This is a genomic window from Candidatus Melainabacteria bacterium, from assembly GCA_003963305.1.
In the GTDB taxonomy this organism is placed as follows: Bacteria; Cyanobacteriota; Vampirovibrionia; order Obscuribacterales; family Obscuribacteraceae; genus PALSA-1081.
The window spans coordinates 1-18,629 of sequence record RXJR01000034.1; the positions used below are offsets into that span (position 1 = coordinate 1).

General features: G+C 48.5%; 12 protein-coding genes and 1 tRNA gene. 5 read left to right on the forward strand and 8 right to left on the reverse strand.

All coding sequences use genetic code 11. From position 1 onward, the window contains the following. Window positions 1-451 precede the first annotated feature (451 nt). The 3 genes from EKK48_29705 to EKK48_29715 all read right to left on the reverse strand — a co-directional run bounded on the left by EKK48_29705 (window position 452) and on the right by EKK48_29715 (window position 3,190). Window positions 452-1,606: a DUF4238 domain-containing protein gene (locus tag EKK48_29705; GenBank protein RTL35069.1), complete on the reverse strand. Its 1,155-nt coding sequence runs from the start codon at window positions 1,604-1,606 to the stop codon at window positions 452-454. Window positions 1,607-1,754: 148 nt separating this feature from the next. Further along, entirely contained in the window at window positions 1,755-2,285 is a 531-nt protein-coding gene (locus EKK48_29710; GenBank protein RTL35070.1) for a hypothetical protein, read from the reverse strand. A 5-nt stretch (window positions 2,286-2,290) separates the two neighbouring features. Then, on the reverse strand, window positions 2,291-3,190 hold the full coding sequence (locus tag EKK48_29715) for a tyrosinase family protein (protein RTL35071.1): 900 nt from the start codon (window positions 3,188-3,190) through the stop codon (window positions 2,291-2,293). Window positions 3,191-3,647: 457 nt separating this feature from the next. Between EKK48_29715 and EKK48_29720 the strand changes: the two genes are divergently transcribed. Then, window positions 3,648-4,738 (forward strand): IS3 family transposase gene (locus EKK48_29720; GenBank protein ID RTL35072.1). Its coding sequence is split into 2 segments (ribosomal slippage): window positions 3,648-3,909 and window positions 3,909-4,738, totalling 1,092 coding nucleotides; the frame shifts between segments, so codons are not numbered across the junction. Here the strand turns inward: EKK48_29720 and EKK48_29725 are convergent. After that, window positions 4,718-6,694: a S8 family peptidase gene (locus EKK48_29725; protein RTL35073.1), complete on the reverse strand. Its 1,977-nt coding sequence runs from the start codon at window positions 6,692-6,694 to the stop codon at window positions 4,718-4,720. The genes EKK48_29720 and EKK48_29725 overlap by 21 nt on opposite strands. 11 nt (window positions 6,695-6,705) lie before the next feature. Then, entirely contained in the window at window positions 6,706-7,683 is a 978-nt protein-coding gene (locus tag EKK48_29730; GenBank protein ID RTL35074.1) for an ATP-binding protein, read from the reverse strand. A gap of 378 nt (window positions 7,684-8,061) precedes the next feature. Here EKK48_29730 and EKK48_29735 point away from each other — a divergent pair, with 378 nt between their 5' ends. After that, a complete protein-coding gene (locus EKK48_29735; GenBank protein ID RTL35075.1) occupies window positions 8,062-9,111 on the forward strand; it encodes a hypothetical protein in 1,050 nt (349 codons plus the stop codon). 616 nt (window positions 9,112-9,727) lie between these two features. On the opposite strand, the gene EKK48_29740 is transcribed toward EKK48_29735, so the two are convergent. Continuing rightward, a tRNA-Leu gene (locus EKK48_29740) sits at window positions 9,728-9,810 on the reverse strand. Between the two features lie 94 nt (window positions 9,811-9,904). Next, window positions 9,905-11,047: a serine/threonine protein kinase gene (locus tag EKK48_29745; protein ID RTL35076.1), complete on the reverse strand. Its 1,143-nt coding sequence runs from the start codon at window positions 11,045-11,047 to the stop codon at window positions 9,905-9,907. Window positions 11,048-11,325: 278 nt separating this feature from the next. Here EKK48_29745 and EKK48_29750 point away from each other — a divergent pair, with 278 nt between their 5' ends. The 3 genes from EKK48_29750 (at window position 11,326) to EKK48_29760 (ending at window position 16,872) form a co-directional block, all read left to right on the forward strand. Next, complete coding sequence (locus EKK48_29750) at window positions 11,326-13,713, forward strand: phosphoketolase family protein (GenBank protein RTL35077.1); 2,388 nt, start codon at window positions 11,326-11,328, stop codon at window positions 13,711-13,713. A gap of 180 nt (window positions 13,714-13,893) precedes the next feature. After that, complete coding sequence (locus EKK48_29755) at window positions 13,894-14,637, forward strand: tetratricopeptide repeat protein (protein ID RTL35078.1); 744 nt, start codon at window positions 13,894-13,896, stop codon at window positions 14,635-14,637. A 165-nt stretch (window positions 14,638-14,802) separates the two neighbouring features. Further along, complete coding sequence (locus EKK48_29760) at window positions 14,803-16,872, forward strand: methyltransferase domain-containing protein (protein RTL35079.1); 2,070 nt, start codon at window positions 14,803-14,805, stop codon at window positions 16,870-16,872. Between the two features lie 75 nt (window positions 16,873-16,947). On the opposite strand, the gene EKK48_29765 is transcribed toward EKK48_29760, so the two are convergent. Beyond that, window positions 16,948-18,627 carry a WG repeat-containing protein gene (locus tag EKK48_29765; protein ID RTL35080.1) on the reverse strand — a complete coding sequence of 560 codons (1,680 nt, stop codon included), beginning with the start codon at window positions 18,625-18,627 and terminating at the stop codon, window positions 16,948-16,950. Between the last annotated feature and the right edge of the window lie 2 nt (window positions 18,628-18,629).

An 18,629-nucleotide genomic window follows, 5' to 3' on the forward strand; every position in this document is an offset into this window, starting at 1 on the left:
AACGATGCTAACGAGACGACAAATCCGGCGCCAGTTTCATCCCGTTGAAAACTGGCCGCGATCAGCGGTTCTAGTGGCAGCTTTCAGCGAAATACACATTGTCGTCACTGCGTACTTCTAATTGTCGTTGATCAACAGTAATTGGAACTAAGCCTGTCTGCGGTTATAAAGGTCCTAAGGCAATCAAGCTGAACGATGATTGGATTTTATTGCAGCCATACTTGGGTTATTACTTTGGACGCTTTTGGTTTCTGCTAAATCAGATTTGTAAATTTGTCGGTTCAAACCTATCGTTGACTAAAAGTGGCTTTTCTTGGGTTCATCCGAGATTAGAAGCCGCCCTCAATATGGTTGAGGAGTCGATATCAGTTCTCGATGCTTGAAATGACTTAAGCGGGACGTGAATTTATCAACCAGTGGGTTCGGTGGTTGTAACTTGAACAATTCGAACCTATTCATTTATTGTTTTACCGAATTCTTCTAATAACTGTTGTCTAATGACTTGATACTTGTCAGGACTAGTGCGGTTTTCAAACTGTATAACGGCTTTCCATTCTTTCTTTGTGTAGTCAGAAATGCAGCCACTGAACATGATGAGTTCAAGAAGATCTGTAGGAACTTGAGTCGACCTGTATTCGGGTAATTCATTGCCGCTAATAATTTTTTGCGCGAGTGCAAATTTGGTGTCAGAAAAATCTCCATCACATGAAAAAATCTGCTTGTCTGATTCTAGTGTAAGGAATTGATTAAACTCGCTTACCTCTCTGTGCGTGAGTAAGCGCACGTATCTATGGAACGGCTTTTGATCAATGTAAAAGCTGGTGTCATAAAAAATAACGCACACATCGGGAGCGAGCGGATACACCAATCGAGACGATCTTGAATTGATCCCGTCCCAATTCGCCGATGCGTCAATGTAGAAACCGGTCCAGTGAACTGGGCTGTCCGAAGTAAGAAGCTTCTTCGTAGTTTTGTTTAAGCCAACAACCATCGTCTTATTTTTAAGCGCTTTTGAAAACGTCTGAAGCCGATCTCTCAGATACTCTATTAGCCACTCGGTCAAAAAATCTTCATTTACCGATTCAAAACAAACCTCCGGTTGGTCATCGGCATCAAATAATAAGTGGATTGTCTTATCCCAAATTTGTTGCAACCAGTCGTTCCACTTTAATCTTGCACGATCACGGTGTCGAGTGTCACGCAAAAACTGCACCACAGCAAGCCTAATGAGTCTGTCGGCAATTTGTTCTGAGATTCGAGTGAGTTCTCTGGGAATTAAAATCGAGCTATGCAGACGCCGTGCATTCGCCAGAACCGGAACAAAGACCTCGTGAATTTCGTTTTCTATGCGTCCAAACGTTTTTTCAAAAATTTGATAGTTCTCTGGATCGTTAGGATTGAGTGTATCAAGAGTGTCATAAATATGCTCGCGTGTTGCAGCGCTTTTAGGGCTCGGTGTCGAAACATAACCACCTTCAAGCTTGTAAGCATAAATTTTTCTTTCGGAATTGCACCAACGTTCTAAATAGCATTTGGGAACAACATGCTGATCCCTTACCGTTTGAATTTTGTTTGATCTTTTTTCTGTCAAATCTATTTCCCGCAATCATGCTTTGCGACGCAGTTCAATGAAATATACGAGTTGGCTGGTTAGTAAAAATTTGTGCGCGAGGCAACGTCTTCAAGGTTCTCAGCCGTACGCTGATTAACAGTTAGTGCCTTCGTGATCGAAGTCCATAAATCACAAAATCATGTCAACTTTCGTTTCTTACGGTCGACTCAATTCTTGTGGCGTCCTTCAATCTAGTTTGTCCCGGCTTTCTCAGCAATAACGCTGAAGACTTTGCCACAGGGTTTCTCAAAATATTTGTGTGCAAGGAATTTACTCTTTGTCCTTCGCTCGCATTCTCCCTAATTACCGGAACTACGGTAACGACTAATTTGTTATCACTGTTTTTGCAACGCTCTAGCATCTCAGGAGGAAGGGAAAACACCGCACTACCTGTTTTTTTGTGGTTTGGCCGTGCATCAAATTCTCGTTCTCCTGGCTTCCATTCGCAGTGTCCTTCGTCTCCTAAACATCCACCAAATCCGAAGACGAAAAATGACCCTGCATAACCGTACTCCGCCAACTTCGCCGTATCATGATTAGCGTCTGCATTATTTAGAAATACTCTCGCTTCATAAGACGGTCCGGACTGATCAATCCCGTCAAATTCAATATCCATCAGCCCTGCGCCGACCGTCACATTGTTCAAATCATAAGTGAAGACAAGGTTATTCATGGAAATCACAAATCATTAGGATAATTGTACCCTAACTTTTTAATGTCGAGCGTATCTCGCACGGTCATCGGGAAAGGTGCTAAAACCGTATCCAGAATTGAATTTGGAACGGTTGAGTTACCGTGCTTATTCTGCCAAACATGCCAAATTTTGTCGATCATGCAGTGATGGGCATAGAAGATTGGATCGTAGGCGGCGTACGCGACTTGCGCCATATCACCACCAATCCATCCGTGTACGTTATTGTGCGCACCGGTCTCTAGCTTATTGGAAAAGGCTAGAAAATCTGGTTCATTTAAGTACTTAAGGACATCTGCAAGCGAGGGAAGCTCTTCGGGCTTAAGGGGATTGCGAACCGAATCTCGATCTTGAGGTCCTGAAGCGTTTGCTCCGGATATCGATTTTATGCGTGATTTTGACAAACTATATGTATCAGGCAAGAGAAAACGCGATGGAATGCCCTCTCTATGTGAGTCTTGGCTGGTCCAGTCCCAGTAGCTCAAGGCTAGTGTTTTAAAATCAGTTTCAAAAGCAGATCCATCAAGAAAGTGAAGCTCCAACCAATAGAGATATGCTCTATGCCACGGCAAGAATGTATCGTAGGGAAATTGTTGGTGGCACCATTCTCCTGGAACACCGTGGAAACCGGCTATGTGATTAAAGCCTCGACTATCGCTAATTGTCTGCAATTCAGCAAAGCGTTCATAGTAAACTTTGAACTCATCAGGGGTCAAAGCGACGATAGACGTTCTTGTACGCAAAACAACTCTCCTTAAACTGATAGCGGTAGTGGTATCAGAGCGGATTTTACGAAAGTGTAAATCGGCACTTCTGGCACCTCGATTGAGATAACCAGAGAAAAATTCATCTGCTGAAATTGAAGCTGCTTTCTTACATTCCACCATCCTAGAATAGGATAGACTGCTATACGTTTCTTTCCGGCGAGATGACTCGCCGGACCCGTCCACCGATCGCTTTGAACTGTTCCTCGACTTCGGCGTTGGATGCCCACTTCCCAACCAAAACTTGCTGTTTCAATTTCTTCTTTTGGCGCTCGCAAATTCATGTTTATTCGTTTTGCAAAACTGTTAGTTGATTCTGCCGGACCTTGCATATCCCATTCAAGATCAAGTCCTCGGTAAAGTGTTCTACGGACCGTATTCGGTTCAGCAAAATACGATAGCGTGACTCGAAGTTTTACTTTAGTATCAAGGTTCAAAAGCTGATTGGAAGGAATTGGCAAATCAAAGAATTGCAACTGCCTTTTTACATTTTTTGATGTGCCCCCGACATTCGAACCAGCGAAAAGTTGACAGCTGACATCCCTAATCCTAGACTAGAAGGTCTAGAAAGGACATCAGCATGAAGAAAAGTCGTTTCTCAGAAGAACAAATTGTAGCTATCTTGAAAGAGGTTGAACTCGGATTAAGTGTTTCCGAGGTCTCGAGGAAGTACGCTATCTCGGAACAGACGTTCTACAACTGGCGCTCCAAGTACGGTGGCATGCAGGTTAGCGACGTCAAGAAGATGAAAGCCCTGGAAGAGGAGAACGCCACGCTGAAGCGCATCCTTGGACAAAAAGAACTAGAGCTTACCGCGGTGAAAGCGGTGCTCGCAAAAAAGTGGTGACCATTCCGCAGAAAAAGGAAGCTGCGGAAATTATGATTGGCACCGGATACAGTGAGCGAAGGACCTGCGATGTGCTTGGTCTCAATCGTTCGACGTGGCGTTATGAAGCCAGGCCGAAGAACGATGACGAACTGCGCGCGGAAATTCGTGAGCTTGCGTTCAAGCATCGCCGTTTCGGCTATCGACGGATCACTGCAAAGATCCGCAAGAAAAAGTGCGTTAATCCGAAAAAGGTGTATCGAATCTACACCGAAGAAGGGCTGAAGGTGCGCAGAAAGAAGAAGAAACGTCTCGCGCACAAACGCGGGCCGATGACAGTTCCATCCAGCCCAAACAAACGCTGGTCGATGGACTTCATGAGCGACAGTCTCTACGACGGTCGGCGCTTCAGAACACTGAATGTCGTGGATGACTTTACTCGCGAGTGCCTCTCGATGGAGGTCGATTTCAGCCTACCGAGCGCTCGAGTGACCAGGACCTTAGAACGATTGTTTTGGTGCTATGGAAAGCCGGAGCAAATCACATGCGACAATGGGCCAGAATTTCGGAGCAAGCACACGCAGAAGTGGGCAGAGGAACAGAACGTCTCGCTCGATTACATCGAGCCCGGAAAGCCGATTCAGAATGCGTTTGTTGAATCTTTCAATGGAAAAGCTCGCGACGAATGCTTGAGCGAGAATTGGTTCACCAGCTTGCAAGAAGCGCGTGATATCACTGAACAATGGAGGGTACATTACAACACAGACAGACCGCACAGCTCTCTTAATTACCGAACGCCGATGGAGGTCAGGCTAAGTTGGAAGCTACCAAGTAAAGCTGTCTAACTTTTTGACTGGTTCGAAAAAAGGGGAGCAGGTCATTTTGTCTTTGTCTAAAAATGCGTTTGGCATGCTGCCCTCTATCACAACGGTGGCTCGTTCTCTAGCACATCTTTCAGCGTATTGAAAATTCGGCTCACCATATCCAAAAAGTGCTAGACGGTCGTCTTTGACGGGCGCTTGCGCCATCATCGTTTCAGACCATTCTGCAGAATGAACCATCAACGCTCGAATAGTCTCGGCTTTCAGATGTGGGTGGGTTCGACGAAGATTCGCAGCGAAAAACGCGGCATTAGCAGCCGCAGCGCTCGTCCCATGCATCAATACTATTGGTGTACGAGTAAAATTTCGCCCTGTGCTAATTTGGGTCAACGTGGGAACCATCGGGTCAGGAACTTTTCCATCAAAAGCAACATTGCCCCCTTCAAGCACTAACTCTGGTTTGATTGGATGCTGCGGATAACCGCATCTTGAGTGTGGTGAAACTTCTCCTGTCTGGGCCACAGATTTGTGCCCAGGATAGTCTTTCACTGGAACTTTTGTCTTGTGAGTCAGAGCGCCTACAGTTAGTGCGTTAACTGATTGGGCTGGATCATCTATCTTTTCACCCAAATTAGTTTGTGGATAACCATGGACATGGGGAACCCTGTCAGTTGGTGCATTTCCAATAGAAACGATGAATAAACGACCTAGCCCATTGTTGTAACATAGCTGATTAATTGCTGTGCTCCAGGATGTTTCGCCTGGAGCTTTTATTGGCGCTGTTACGGTCGTTACGAACACGCGAGGACGCTCCTCCTCATCTGATTTTTCAGCTAGGTCCACAGCTTCTACCGCAAGTTGAGGCCAATAATGTCGGTTCTTTTCACTGTTGCTGCCAATCCCGCGCTGATTGAAAATTTTGACTGATTGTAGCCAATGCTCTCCAATTACGGAATTTTGACGGATTGCACCGCCCATGTCTCGATACAAGGATAAGCCAGCCATCGAAGTGCCATGGCCATTGGTGTCTATCGGCGAAGCATCTTCAGGCAGTGCGGATGACGTCGTCAACACAAAGTCCTTTAACATTGGGTGATTACTTGCAATGCCAGTGTCTACAAGCACTACAGCCGGTGCCAATTTCGCTGGTTTGCTGACAGAAAAACGATTTAAATTCTTTAGTGCTGATTGATCGTCTAGCTCTTTAAGCGTTACGAGATCGCGTACCTCTGATGACGCCAAATCTATTTCATAAACACAATCGACAAGTTCCGTTAACAACAACAGTTCTGAGATGCTAAGTTTTAGAAAGAACCATATTCGTTCTGCTGCTTCAAATTCTTCAACAATAGTTTCTATGCCAAGGACCTCTATGGCAGTTTGTATTTGATTTTTCGAATTTATTGAATCTTGAGGCGCACATCGGTGTCCCCCCCTGCATGCAATCTCAAGCCACATGGGCTCAGTAGAGGATGCCTCGTCAATCAGGAGCCGTAATTCGTCATTTGATCGTTCTTTGACTCCAGCCAAGTCAATGTCCATAATTGGAACAATCAAAGGTTCATTTTTTCGATTGTTTTTTTTGGTTAGCTTATTTGGGTCTATGTAGTCTTTCAATTTTTTTTTCAAAAATTCCAATTGAGCATTTGGAGCATCTATAAGCACAACACCGGTTGTCTCGTCTTGAGACACAAGACGCACATCTTCATCTTTATCCGAAAGTGATGCCGCCGGTATAGTCAATCCATCGCGAGGCACAACTTGCAAGATTTCGCGAGTTGCATCCTGTAATCGACTATCCAAAGTACGCTGAGACACTTTGAGTAGGAGTGCAGATAGTTTTGATTGTAGAAATTCTTGATGGCTATCAGCATCTATAGGAGGTAATGCAAGTTTTTTACCGCGGCCGGCTTTCGGGTTACGAAAAGGGTGTCGACTCGTTCGCATCTGTGCACGCAATAATGGAAATTCGTCAGCCACTCACAACTTTCCTAATTTTTGACTAGTCTGATTTTCAGATTGTGAAATGACTCCAATAGATCGCTCTCTGACAATGTTCTACGTTTTTCTAACGCCATCGTCCGTATGGAGTCATCACAAGCCCGTGCACAATCTGCAAATGACATGCCCGATGCCACTTGTGCACAACGCATTGCTAAGTCTTCCGAAATCTCAAAAATAGCCAGCCGAAGTGCTATCAATTTAGCAACCTGAGCGAGTGTAGGAAGTGGAAATTCCACGTGTCTGTCAAAGCGTCGGAGTAACGCTTTGTCTAGAGAGTCACCATTGTTAGTGGCTGCTACGATTAAGCTGTTACTCCTATCCGCATCCATTAGTTGCAAAAATGAGGTGACTACCCGCCTCAATTCTCCAATATCATGCGAATCATCACGGGTTTTGCCCAAAGCATCAAATTCATCGAATAAGTACACGGCCGGTCGGGAATTCATTTCCTCAAAAATTACTTTCAAATGATTAGCCGTAGCACCAAGGAAGCGAGAAAATAGTCCGTCTAGTCGCACCGTTAATATCGGTAATCCTAGTTCACCGGCCAAGACATTTGCAGCAAGCGTTTTACCGCATCCTGGGTTGCCAAAAAAAAGCAATTTGCGGGTCGCTCCTACGCCCCAGCTTTCGAGGTCCGTACGAGCCTTATTCTCTCGAAGAACACGCATCAGGACATTTTTCATTTCATCCGTCAGAACGATGTCCTTTAGTTTTTCCTCGCTATAACCACCGTCTAGAAGTCCAGCCAGCTCTTCTCGAGGTTGAGCCAGATCGACTACGCGTCTTCCAGCAATGGGAACCTCTGGCGTTATTTTGGCAATAATGTTGCGGAGCTCTTCCGCCAGTCTAACGTGGCCAGCCTCCTTTTCACTGGAAGCTAATTGCATAGCGGCCTTTTCAAATTCGGCTCGGTCTCCTTCTGCGTAAGCTTGCAGAAGTTTTCGTAATAGTGAACCGCGCATATTATGCTATCCAAATCTAGGTGAGGCGACCTGATTATTCAATCTTACCGACTGGAGCGAACTTTCGCAAAGCCATGACAAGACCATATTTGGTTCACGGAATCGCTCAAATATAAGTTCTGGATACAAAGGTCGTTCTGTCCCTGCGTCTAACTGTATCTGCTAGGAATATCTCGAAGGTGGTCTAAATAATTGATTCTGAGAATTGTTCCGACATGAAATTTGATGCATCCGCCAGTATCTTTGAAACGAGCATTTTGGATGTTAATTTATCGCTACTTCTGCACAATGCACTTGTGTAGGGGGGGTAGCCTGCGTTTATAAAATTAAACTGGTAAACGCTTCGACAATTTTTTGATTTCTGAATGGGATATTGAAATGGAAATTGAAGCGCGAATTAGGGGCATTCATTACACCTCAGTTCTTAATCGGGAACTATCGATATTCGATGAGCAACAATTCCCTGAAGCGCTACGGAGTGGTTCTTTTTTACTTCAAACTAGTACAAGTCAGAGTTTTGCCTGTAGCGTCTGGCTTACGCCAAAACGTAGCCGCACGCATCCATTGGCGCGTGTATACGACACCCTGAAAGGTGTTGAAAGAAAGGTGGCGTTTATTCCTCTCGTAAAGGACGAGGCCGACGGTGATTGCGATTACTTGCAGTGGGATACGGTTGCGCTTATGGGGCTACTAGGAATATATGTAATACCTGGCTACTACTCCGATGCCGAGCTAAGCGTGAGAAACACAAAAAAGCTAACCAATTTTGTTTGGGACGCGTGGTACCTAAAGCAGCAAATGGAACTTTTAAAGAACTATCACTCCTCTGCCGTTCATTGGAACATGGAACAGTTCAATAAACTGGCTGCACTCGCAGATAAGGCTTTGAATGCTCATTCGATGCTAAGCACCAAATTTGGTATCGAAATGCGCTCTCTTAAATCTCTTCCGAGGAAAATTGAAGAGTTGAAACTTGGACAACAAAATTTTTTGACGCAAGGAAGAATGCGATCAAAATCTGCACAAATGCGTGAAACCTCAACTGTGCAACCAAAAGAATTTTTTCTGGGAAACAAGGCGGGCATTACTATCACTGACCTTGTTGGCGGTGTTTATCATTTGACTGCTGATGATTGTCTGATAAGAGATGACACAATATTTTTAGTTGAATCGAAACACAGTGAAACTGCTGGTCTGTCTTCATCTGAATCGATAAAAGAAGGTCTGATTAAAATGGCTTTGTTTTGCAACATTATTGAAGTGCGCTGTCTTGAGAGATTTTATAAACCTGTAGCTGTTCTACGATTGGCTTGTGGAGATGCCGTGAAATCGCTAAGTTCTGCCCAGGCACAAACAGTCAACAATTTGAAATTGGAGTCCGAATTGAATGGATTTTTACTCGATCTGACAGACTTGCACAGCCTTTAACAGCTTTCATCAACTCTTATTCTTATAATCAACTAAACCAAAAACATTAGATTGGGAATACACAGTCTAATGTTTTTGGTTTAAGGGAGGACCTACGTTGAGATTAGCGCGAGTTCGCTAAATCAATTCCCGTCCATAACATTTTCAATTGACACCAAATGTGGTGCTCGAATTCAAAGCGATGCGTTTGCGGTTTGCAGGGTTCATCGTCTAACTTCGAAAACCCTTCTGTGAATCGGCTAGCCGATTGAACTAGAGAAATACACGACAAATGGTGTCCAACTTGGGACAAATTTGTTGATTTGGGCTTCGAGTTCAATCGGCTACGAATCGGCTAGAACCGTCTTCCCTACCCCAAAAAAAATACCGGCAAAAGCCGGTATCTCAGTATGATTGGGCGAGCAGGGACTTGAACCCTGACCCTTGCGGACTAGATCCTAAGTCTAGTGAGTCATACGATTCACCTCTGAAGACACGAATTGTCGGATTTCGTCGACAACAGTGTTCGACTTTTGGCAAGAGCGCTGCGATCGAGGGGATGCAGCGCTGAGTTTTAAAATACGCTAATCTGGCTCCATGCGGACAAAAGAAAATCAAGTTTCGGTTTGTGAAAGACTGGTGGGCGAGGTGGGACTTGAACCCACACCCTTGCGGACCAGATCCTAAGTCTGGCGCGTCTGCCAATTTCGCCACCCGCCCACAGTTGGTTGCTATATGCAGCATACGCCAGAATACCACGCCTTTTGCTGCTGGTCATCCGTGTTGCCATGCGGCGGTTTCTAGGTCCATCTGGTCACGTGACCGTGTTCAGCGCCCCCGCCAATTCACCGAAGCCGTTGTACCGACCCTTGGAATCCTTCTCCAAGCACTTCATGATAATCGCCTCGAGTTCCTTTGGAACCTTAAGCTCATCTGCAAATGGTTTCGGCCGTTTGCCCATGTGTTGAGTTAGTGTGTCAAAGTCGTTGTTGCCCTCGAACGGCTGCATGCCCTTCAGCACGTGATACATGATGCAGCCGAGTGAGTATATTTCTGACGCCACGGTGTTTTCACCGATGCTGCCGCCGCTTCCGGCAGCGCCCTCATCGCTGTTTCCTGCGTCCGCGCTGGTCTTGCTTCCGCCTCCGCCCGCCCCGAATGCCACTTCAGGTGCTATATAAGCAGCGTGGCCGTAAATGCTCGCAGTCTTCGTCGCGTTGGTCTCCCACTCCAGGCTGCGGAACATTCGTTCTGCAACTCCGAAGTCTGAGATTTTGACCGACACCTGCTCGCCTTCCAGCGAAATAAAGATGTTGCTAGGTTTCAAATCTTTGTGCAGCCATCCTTGCTCGAATGCATACTGCAAAATTTCGCACGCCTTCAACATCGTTTCAATCACCACATACGGTGCCATCGGTCCGGTCTTATGCAGTATGGTTTTCAGACTTTTATACGTTTTCAAATTCTCGACAACAACATAAACCTGCGGCGGTGCTGCTTTCGTTTCCGCCATAATCCCTGAATCGAGAACTTTCACGATACCTGGATGCTGCAGCGACATTGTCTCCTGCAGCGCATCGGCAAATCGACGAATCCGCCGTGGTGTTCCCAGCATGTGTGGCTTGATCAATTTGATCAACACTTCGCCCCAGGTCTCCATATCATGCGCGAGATAGACCTGTGTCAGGTCGCCTTCTCCGACGAATCTCTTGATCTGGTAACGTCTGGCAAAACGGCTTTCATTCAAAACACCGGTGGTTACCTGCAGGTGCTCACGGTCAATCATCAGCAGCGTGCGATCTTTTGTGCACACCGCGCTGAGTGAATCCTTCGGATACTTGCGATTGCAAGCTGGGCAAACTTTTCCACCGATGAGGCTCAAATCGGCTTGCTCCACCGTTTCGTCGCGCTCGAGCACCGCTTTTATTTTCCGTAATCCGTCAGATGCAGATGACATTGTGTTGCTGCCCCGCTACAAGTGATGAGCCACGTCGTATGAATCTTATGCCTGTCCTTATGCCACACCTGGGCATAACCCTACGCATGTTATGCCCATCCATATGCGCGTTATGCCTGCTCCTCGCCGGTTTTTTGCACATTGCCAGGCATCGCGCCGTCACAAATCGCCGCAAACCCTTGAACCCGCCCCATCCACCTGCCAGAATAATTCGCGTTAATGTTGGCGTTGCCCAGTTTCCGCGCGAGACGAGTCAATCGTCGCGCCCCAGGAGTGTTATGACAGCTACTCGCGAAGATGCCCAGGTTACTATGTCCGGACCGCTCTCGAGCGACGAACTCAATAAGATGAATGCCTATTGGCGCGCTGCCAATTATTTGTCTGTCGGTCAGATTTATTTGATGGACAATCCGCTGCTCAAAGAGCCGCTGCAGCTCAAGCATGTGAAGCCGCGTTTGCTCGGGCACTGGGGCACCACCCCTGGTCTCAACATGATTTACGTGCACATGAATCGCCTCATCAAAAAGCATGATTTGAACGCGATTTACATCACCGGTCCTGGTCACGGTGGTCCCGGTCTCGTCGCCAACACTTATCTGGAAGGAACGTACAGCGAGTACTATCCGCTCATCAGCGAGGATGAGCACGGCATGAAAGCGCTGTTCAAGCAGTTTTCGTTCCCGGGCGGAATTCCCAGCCACGTCGCGCCGGAGACTCCTGGCTCGATCCATGAAGGCGGCGAGCTCGGATACGCGCTCGTCCACGCATTCGGAGCCGCTTTCGATAATCCCGATTTGTTTGTTTGCTGCGTCATTGGCGATGGCGAGGCAGAAACCGGACCGCTCGCCGCCAGTTGGCATTCCAACAAGTTTTTGAATCCGGCGCGGGACGGCATCGTTTTGCCGATTCTGCATTTGAATGGATACAAAATCGCCGGACCAACCGTGCTCGCTCGCATGGATGACGACGAGCTCACCCAGCTCTTCAACGGATACGGATACAAGCCATATTTTGTGGAAGGTGACGAGCCCGCCGCCGTGCATCAGATTATGGCGAAGACGCTTGACGCCATATATGGTGACATCCAGAAAATCCAGAAGGATGCGCGCGAAAACGGCGTCACTGAGCGCCCGCGGTATCCGATGATTGTCATGCGCACGCCCAAAGGATGGACTGGTCCGAAGGAAGTCGATGGCATTCCGGTCGAAGGCACATTCCGCGCGCACCAGGTGCCGCTCAGTGGATTGGCGAAAAATCCAGAGCATTTGAAGCAGTTGGAAGAGTGGATGCTCAGCTATAAGCCGCAAGAACTTTTCGATGAATCTGGAAAGTTCCGCGAGGAATATGCCGAACTCGCACCCAGAGGCGATCGCAGAATGGGAGCCAATCCGCATGCTAACGGTGGCGTGTTGCTGCGCGAATTGAAGTTTCCTGATTTTCGTCAATATGCAGTAAAGGTTGATAAGCCTGCCACCGTGGATGGTGAAGCAACTCGCGTCATGGGCGCATTCCTCCGCGACATCATTAAGCTGAATCCGACAAACTTCAGATTGATGGGACCGGACGAAACTGCATCCAATCGTCTCGGCGACGTGTTCGAAGTCACCAATCGCATGTCCTACAACCAGATTCTTCCCACTGACGATCACGTCAGCCGCGACGGTCGCGTCATGGAAGTCTTGAGCGAACATCTCTGCCAGGGCTGGTTGGAAGGATACTTGCTCACCGGGCGCCACGGATTTTTCTCATGCTATGAAGCATTTATCCACATCATCGATTCGATGTTCAACCAGCATGCGAAATGGCTGAAAGTGACGAAAGACATCGGATGGCGCCGCCCGATCGCGTCGCTCAACTATCTGCTCACTTCGCACGTATGGCGCCAGGACCACAATGGCTTCAGCCATCAAGACCCCGGTTTCATCGACCATTGCATCAACAAGAAGGCGAGTGTGATTCGTGTCTATCTGCCACCAGATGCGAATACTCTGCTCAGCGTTACCGACCACGCTCTGCGCTCGCGCGATTATGTCAACATCATCGTCGCCGGCAAGCAGCCCGGGCTTCAGTACCTGGATATGGATGCCGCCATCAAGCATTGCGCCGCTGGTCTATCCATCTGGGATTGGGCGAGTTCGGACCAGGGTTCCGAGCCTGATGTCGTCATGGCGTGCGCCGGTGATATCCCGACGCTCGAGACACTGGCGGCGGTATCAATCCTGCGCGAGCTTGTTCCGACGCTCAAAATCAGATTCGTCAATGTCGTCAATTTGATGAAGTTGCAGCCGACGAATGAGCATCCGCATGGGATGGACGAGTTCGAGTTCAATTCCATCTTCACTGAAGACAAGCCGGTCATCTTCGCTTATCACGGATATCCGTGGTTGATTCATCGACTCACGTATCGTCGCAAGAATCACCACAACATCCATGTGCGCGGATACAAAGAAGAAGGCACCACGACGACGCCGTTTGACATGGTCGTGCTGAACGAGATGGACCGATTCAATCTCGCCAGCGATGTCTTCGAGCGCGTGCCGAGTCTGAAGTATGAGGCGGCGCGCGGCAAGCAGTATCTGCGCAACAAGCTGATGGACCACAAGAACTACATCAAGACGCACGGCGAGGACATGCCCGAAATTCGCGATTGGAAATGGCCGTATTGATGGACCGCACGCGTCCCGCGTGCCCCGAGGTCGTGGAAACCATGGAGCGCATGCGTCCCGCGTGCCTCGAAGTCGTCGGCGCCCACCCGAAGTGGCAAATGTCCTCAACTGCCATTGACCTCCTTCGCAACTCCTGAATAAGATCGAAGCAGCCTTTGAAGACCGAAAAGGAGCTTTGGTATGGAACAAGAGGAACTGAGAGTCAATTTCAGGTGGGGCAAATCCCAGCTCGACCTCTTGAAGCATGTCGCGCAGACGATGGGCATCTCCTATCAGACCTACATCAAGCAAGCCCTTTTCAAACAATGCTTGAATGATCTAGTCAATGCGCCGCTGACGTTTGAGCATGTGAAAGCGCCCCTATCATTCGATCAGTTGTCGAAGCCGGAGCGCGAGCGTGTCGTCAGTCAGCTTCTGGAACGTGGACAGGTGCTGTACAGCATTGGAAAGTTCGAGCTGGCAGTTGCAGTTTATTCGCAGTGTTTGAAGGTCGACCCGCACTGCCGAAACGCTTATTACCAGCGCGCCAAAGCCTATCGCCACTTGAATAATCACAAGGAAGGGCTAAAAGACTGCAATGCGTTGATCGAGAGTTTCCCCGATTTTGGCGGTGGATATCACGTGCGTGCGCATCACTACGAAGCTATGGGAAAGTATGACAAGGCTTTCGCTGACTACAAGAGAACCGCCGAATTCGACTCGCGATGGGCTTACCTGGCTTTGATCCAGAGCGCCAGTTTGCATCTGCATCTCGGGAATACGGCTCAGGCGTTGGCGAATGCCAATGAGGCGATCACCCTGGATGCTTCCGACCCGGATGGGTATTGCTTTAGAGCGAATTTGTACGAGAAATTGGGAGATCAAACCAGCGCAGATGCTGATAAGGCTGCTGCGCTGAAGCTTTGCTCTACTAGTACTTCTTAAATAAAACTGTTGCAGCCGGGACGGCTGCACTCCATGGATTACGTGGATTCCTGGGGATTCCTGGGGATTTCGCTTTTCAAGCACCTGTGAGTGTTTCGGCTCAGCTGTGACAGTCAGGCGTATCCGGGGTAGGATACCTTTGTACAGCTTCACCAGGTGTCCAGTTTGAAGCGGATTTTTTGGCTCAGTTTTTTACTACTGTTCAGTGAAATTTTAGCTCTCCGGTGGCTGGGTATTGAAATCCCGGTCGTCAGGTCTTTTCCGAACCTGGTCATCATGGTCTGTCTGGTCGCCGCGTCTGCTGGTATGTCCAAGGCGACTGCGAAGTCGATTAGTCCCAAAGCGTCTCTTGCCATCGTCTGCGGTGCGTGTGTCTGTCTGCTCACGCCGCTTATTTTTTCGGTGCAATTAGGATTGCCAACCCTGTCGCTGAAGTTTGGTGGCGCCGATGAGGCATCCGCTATCTCGCGCGCGCTCGGGGTGCTTGTCGTGTCGGTGAGTTCGCTTTACGCTATTTTTTATGTGATAGGAAAATGGCTTGGAAAGGAATTTGAGGGAGCACCGCCCCTGGCGGCATATTCCTATAATTTGCTGGGAAGCATAGCCGGCACGTTAGCGTTCGCTGTCATCTCCTGGCTGGGATTGCCGCCGCCAGTCTGGCTCATAATCGCTGGTGCTGTCACTACTCTCGTCTACACGAAACCGCTGGTTCCGGTTCTGACTGGAATACTGGCTGCACTCGCTTTCACAGCCACGCACAGCTACTGGTCGCCTTACAGCAAGCTGGATGTGCTGCCGATTGATGCATCCGGCAGTCATGTGCTCGGACCGAATAACTACATTTTGAATTCCAACAATGATTATTTCCACATGGGCATGCAGGTTATGAATCCTGAGCAGGAGGAGCGGTGGAAAGAAGAGTTGAAGACGCGGGAGCAGAAGACCGACAAGAAGCTCTGGTCGCCTTTCGCCTGGGTGAAGCTGCCTTTCATGGCGACGCCTTACCATGATCGGGTGCTGGTGCTGGGATGCGGGTCTGGCAACGATGTCGCGTATGCCCTCGCCAATGGTGTGAAGCATATAACCGGCGTGGAAATCGACCCAATCATCTGCAAGTTGGGGCGCGAGCGCCATCCGAACAAGCCTTACGTCGACCCGCGTGTTGAGCTGCACAACGAGGACGCGCGAACGTTCTTGCGCTATTCGAAGGATAAATTCGATCTTGTCGAATTTGCGTTTCTCGACCCTGGTTCGACTATAAACTCGGCGTCGTTTCTGCGTGTCGACAATTACGTTTACACCGTCGAGTCTATTCGTGCCGCCATCAAAATGTGCAACGAGAATGGCATAGTCGCCATGTCTTTTGCAACTGGTGCAGATAGCCCAGTGACAGCGCGCCTGTATCAATCAATAACTGAAGCCAATGGCGGCGTGCCGCCAGTCGGATACACCAACAGCGAGATGTACAGTTGCTTCTTCGTTTTCGGTCCGGGAATGAAGAATTTTAACGCTGCAAATTTGAAGGGCGTAGACCTCGTGCCTTACAAACCACCGGGCGACATCCGCGCTTGCACCGACCAGTGGCCGTTCCTCTATCTCGCTTATGATCCGAGTGGTATCTGGCTTTATATTGCTGTTCTCGTCGTCGCTGTAGTGTTGCCTGCCCTGCTTCTTTTGCGCGGCGGTGGTACCGGAATTAGTGGCGCAGAATGGGCGAATATGTTCTTCCTTGGTCAGGCGTTCATGCTTATGGAGACAAAGTCCATCACTCATCTGTCGCTATTGCTCGGTGCTACATGGATTGTCAGTTCCGCCGTCATTCTGACTGTGTTGCTGTTTGCGTATACAGCCAATCTGATCGTCTCAAAGAAGCTGGCTCCGCCCGTGCATGTGCTGTACGCCTGCCTGGCAGTGAGCTTGCTCGTGCAAGTGCTTGTGCAAATTCCCGAGTCCAGCACGATGTCTTCGTCCGTGATAACTGCCATTTACTGCTTTATAGACTGCTTCCCGATTTTGTTCGGCTCCATGATTTTCTCGACCTGCTTCGGCAAAACCAAATTCTCGACGCAAGCGCTATCAGCGAATTTGCTTGGCGTCTCGATTGGCGGATTGACAGAGAATCTCTGCATCGTCACCGGCACTTCCAACCTGACATATATTGCGATACTGCTGTATGGAATGTCCTACATCGCGGTTCTGCGAGGAAAGGGGAAATGGACAAGTAGTGTTCATTGAGACTCGCATCTTGCGGTTCTTTGGCGATGCTATTGCGCTCACCGTGACCTTCACTCGGATTTGGGTCGGTGGTGCTCATTTGGATTTGGGTTTAACTTCGCCGGTTTGCTCATCAAAGAGAACGTCAGTTGTATACGAGGGCGAACTCTGTTTCTGGTCCTCCCAGATTGCCCAACTCTGTGCTCTACCATCTTTCGTTTGAATCACGGCATAAGTTCCGCCCGTGCAGGAAGCGCGCAGCGTATATACGTAGCGACCATCCTTTTGTGGTTTGCCAGGGGCGTCGGCATTCGCAGGCGTAGTAGGTGCTCTATCCCCTTTTCCAAGCAGTTTGATGAGATTCTCTTCGGGCATGCCGATTAAATCATAATCTTCCAGAAACTGTTTCCATTCTCCCTCTCGTGCGATAAGTCTGTTGTGCTCCCCCTGCCATAGCTCAGGTTCGAAGTGTCCAGTGAGGATGCTGGTTTGCTTTAAATAGTTTTCGGACGCGATACTTTGGTATTGAAAGCGATGACCCGTGCTGTCTATTGATTCCTGTGTCGGGCTGCTTATTCGATTTCCGCTTTTATCCAGATATACAACATTTGACTTGTCGAAGATGCAGCGCAGTAATCCTTCTCCAGTAATGTAACCAAGGTGCGCTTGCGGGGGCAACGTTAGCAGAGTCTCGCCGGTTGCTGAAATCAGTGTCTCGGGAGTGTTTGCATTTTCTTTCGCTATGTACGACAAAGCCGGAGCGCAACAGATTTCGACTGGAGTGGCTAAAACACTGTATTCTACCGGAACATTTGGCTGTAAACTTTCGAATTTGGGCGGAACAACAAACTCAAATTTACGGTTGACTATCCCGTATTCGAAAGATTTAGCAGTGACGTCGCGCGCAATCGCATAATCGCCCAGAAACTCTTGTACGTCAAGGTTTGGCGGCGATATGATCTTTCCACTTTTATCGATGGTCGCGCTGGGTGCCTTTTGAATGGTCACTGCAGCCATTCCGGAGTGAAACGGACCGGCGCTCTGGAATTTGCCTTTGATCACGAAGGCGCCGTTCGCATCGATGTATCGCGTGGGGGTTTCGTACTCAGCTTGCGGAACGTTGTAGTATTGATTTGAAAACATGCTGAAGTGGGTGAGCCCTTCACTCAGTCTCAGATTCTCTGTTCTAACTACATCGGTGAGGGGTAGCTTTTTTAGTCGTCTCTGCGCGCAGTCGAAGATGTAAAAGCCACTTCTTACGGGCGAATCATACTTGGCATTAACATCCGAAATGAATGCTTTGCCTTCAGATACTTTTCCAATTCGACCGTATTTAGCAGGCAATACGATGGTGCCGTCGGCGGTGCAAAGCCCGAACTCGTGGGCGTCGTTGTCGAAACGAAAGAGAGCATCTTTTGGTAGCGTCGATAGCATGAGCTTTGGATCGCGATCTGCTTGAGCGCCAAGCCAGAAAACCTGGACAAATCGCGTGCGCTTCGGAACCGTTACCTCCAGCTTCTTTCCGTCTCTGGTAAGGATTGTTCGTTCCTTTCCGTACTGAAATTTGTCGTCTCGATTTATGCTCCAGGCGAGAAACAGCCCGTGCCCCAAGTAGTCTATGCGCGAAAATTTCTCGGGCGAAACCGGGTGCAGTTTTTTATCGCAAAGCTGCACCACATTGAAATCGTAAGAACCTCCAATATCAGGATCAAGCATCCCGGGTTCGAATATTTGTGCTGCGGCCAGAGTCAGTAGCAGCTTTGCGAGTATTGGCATTT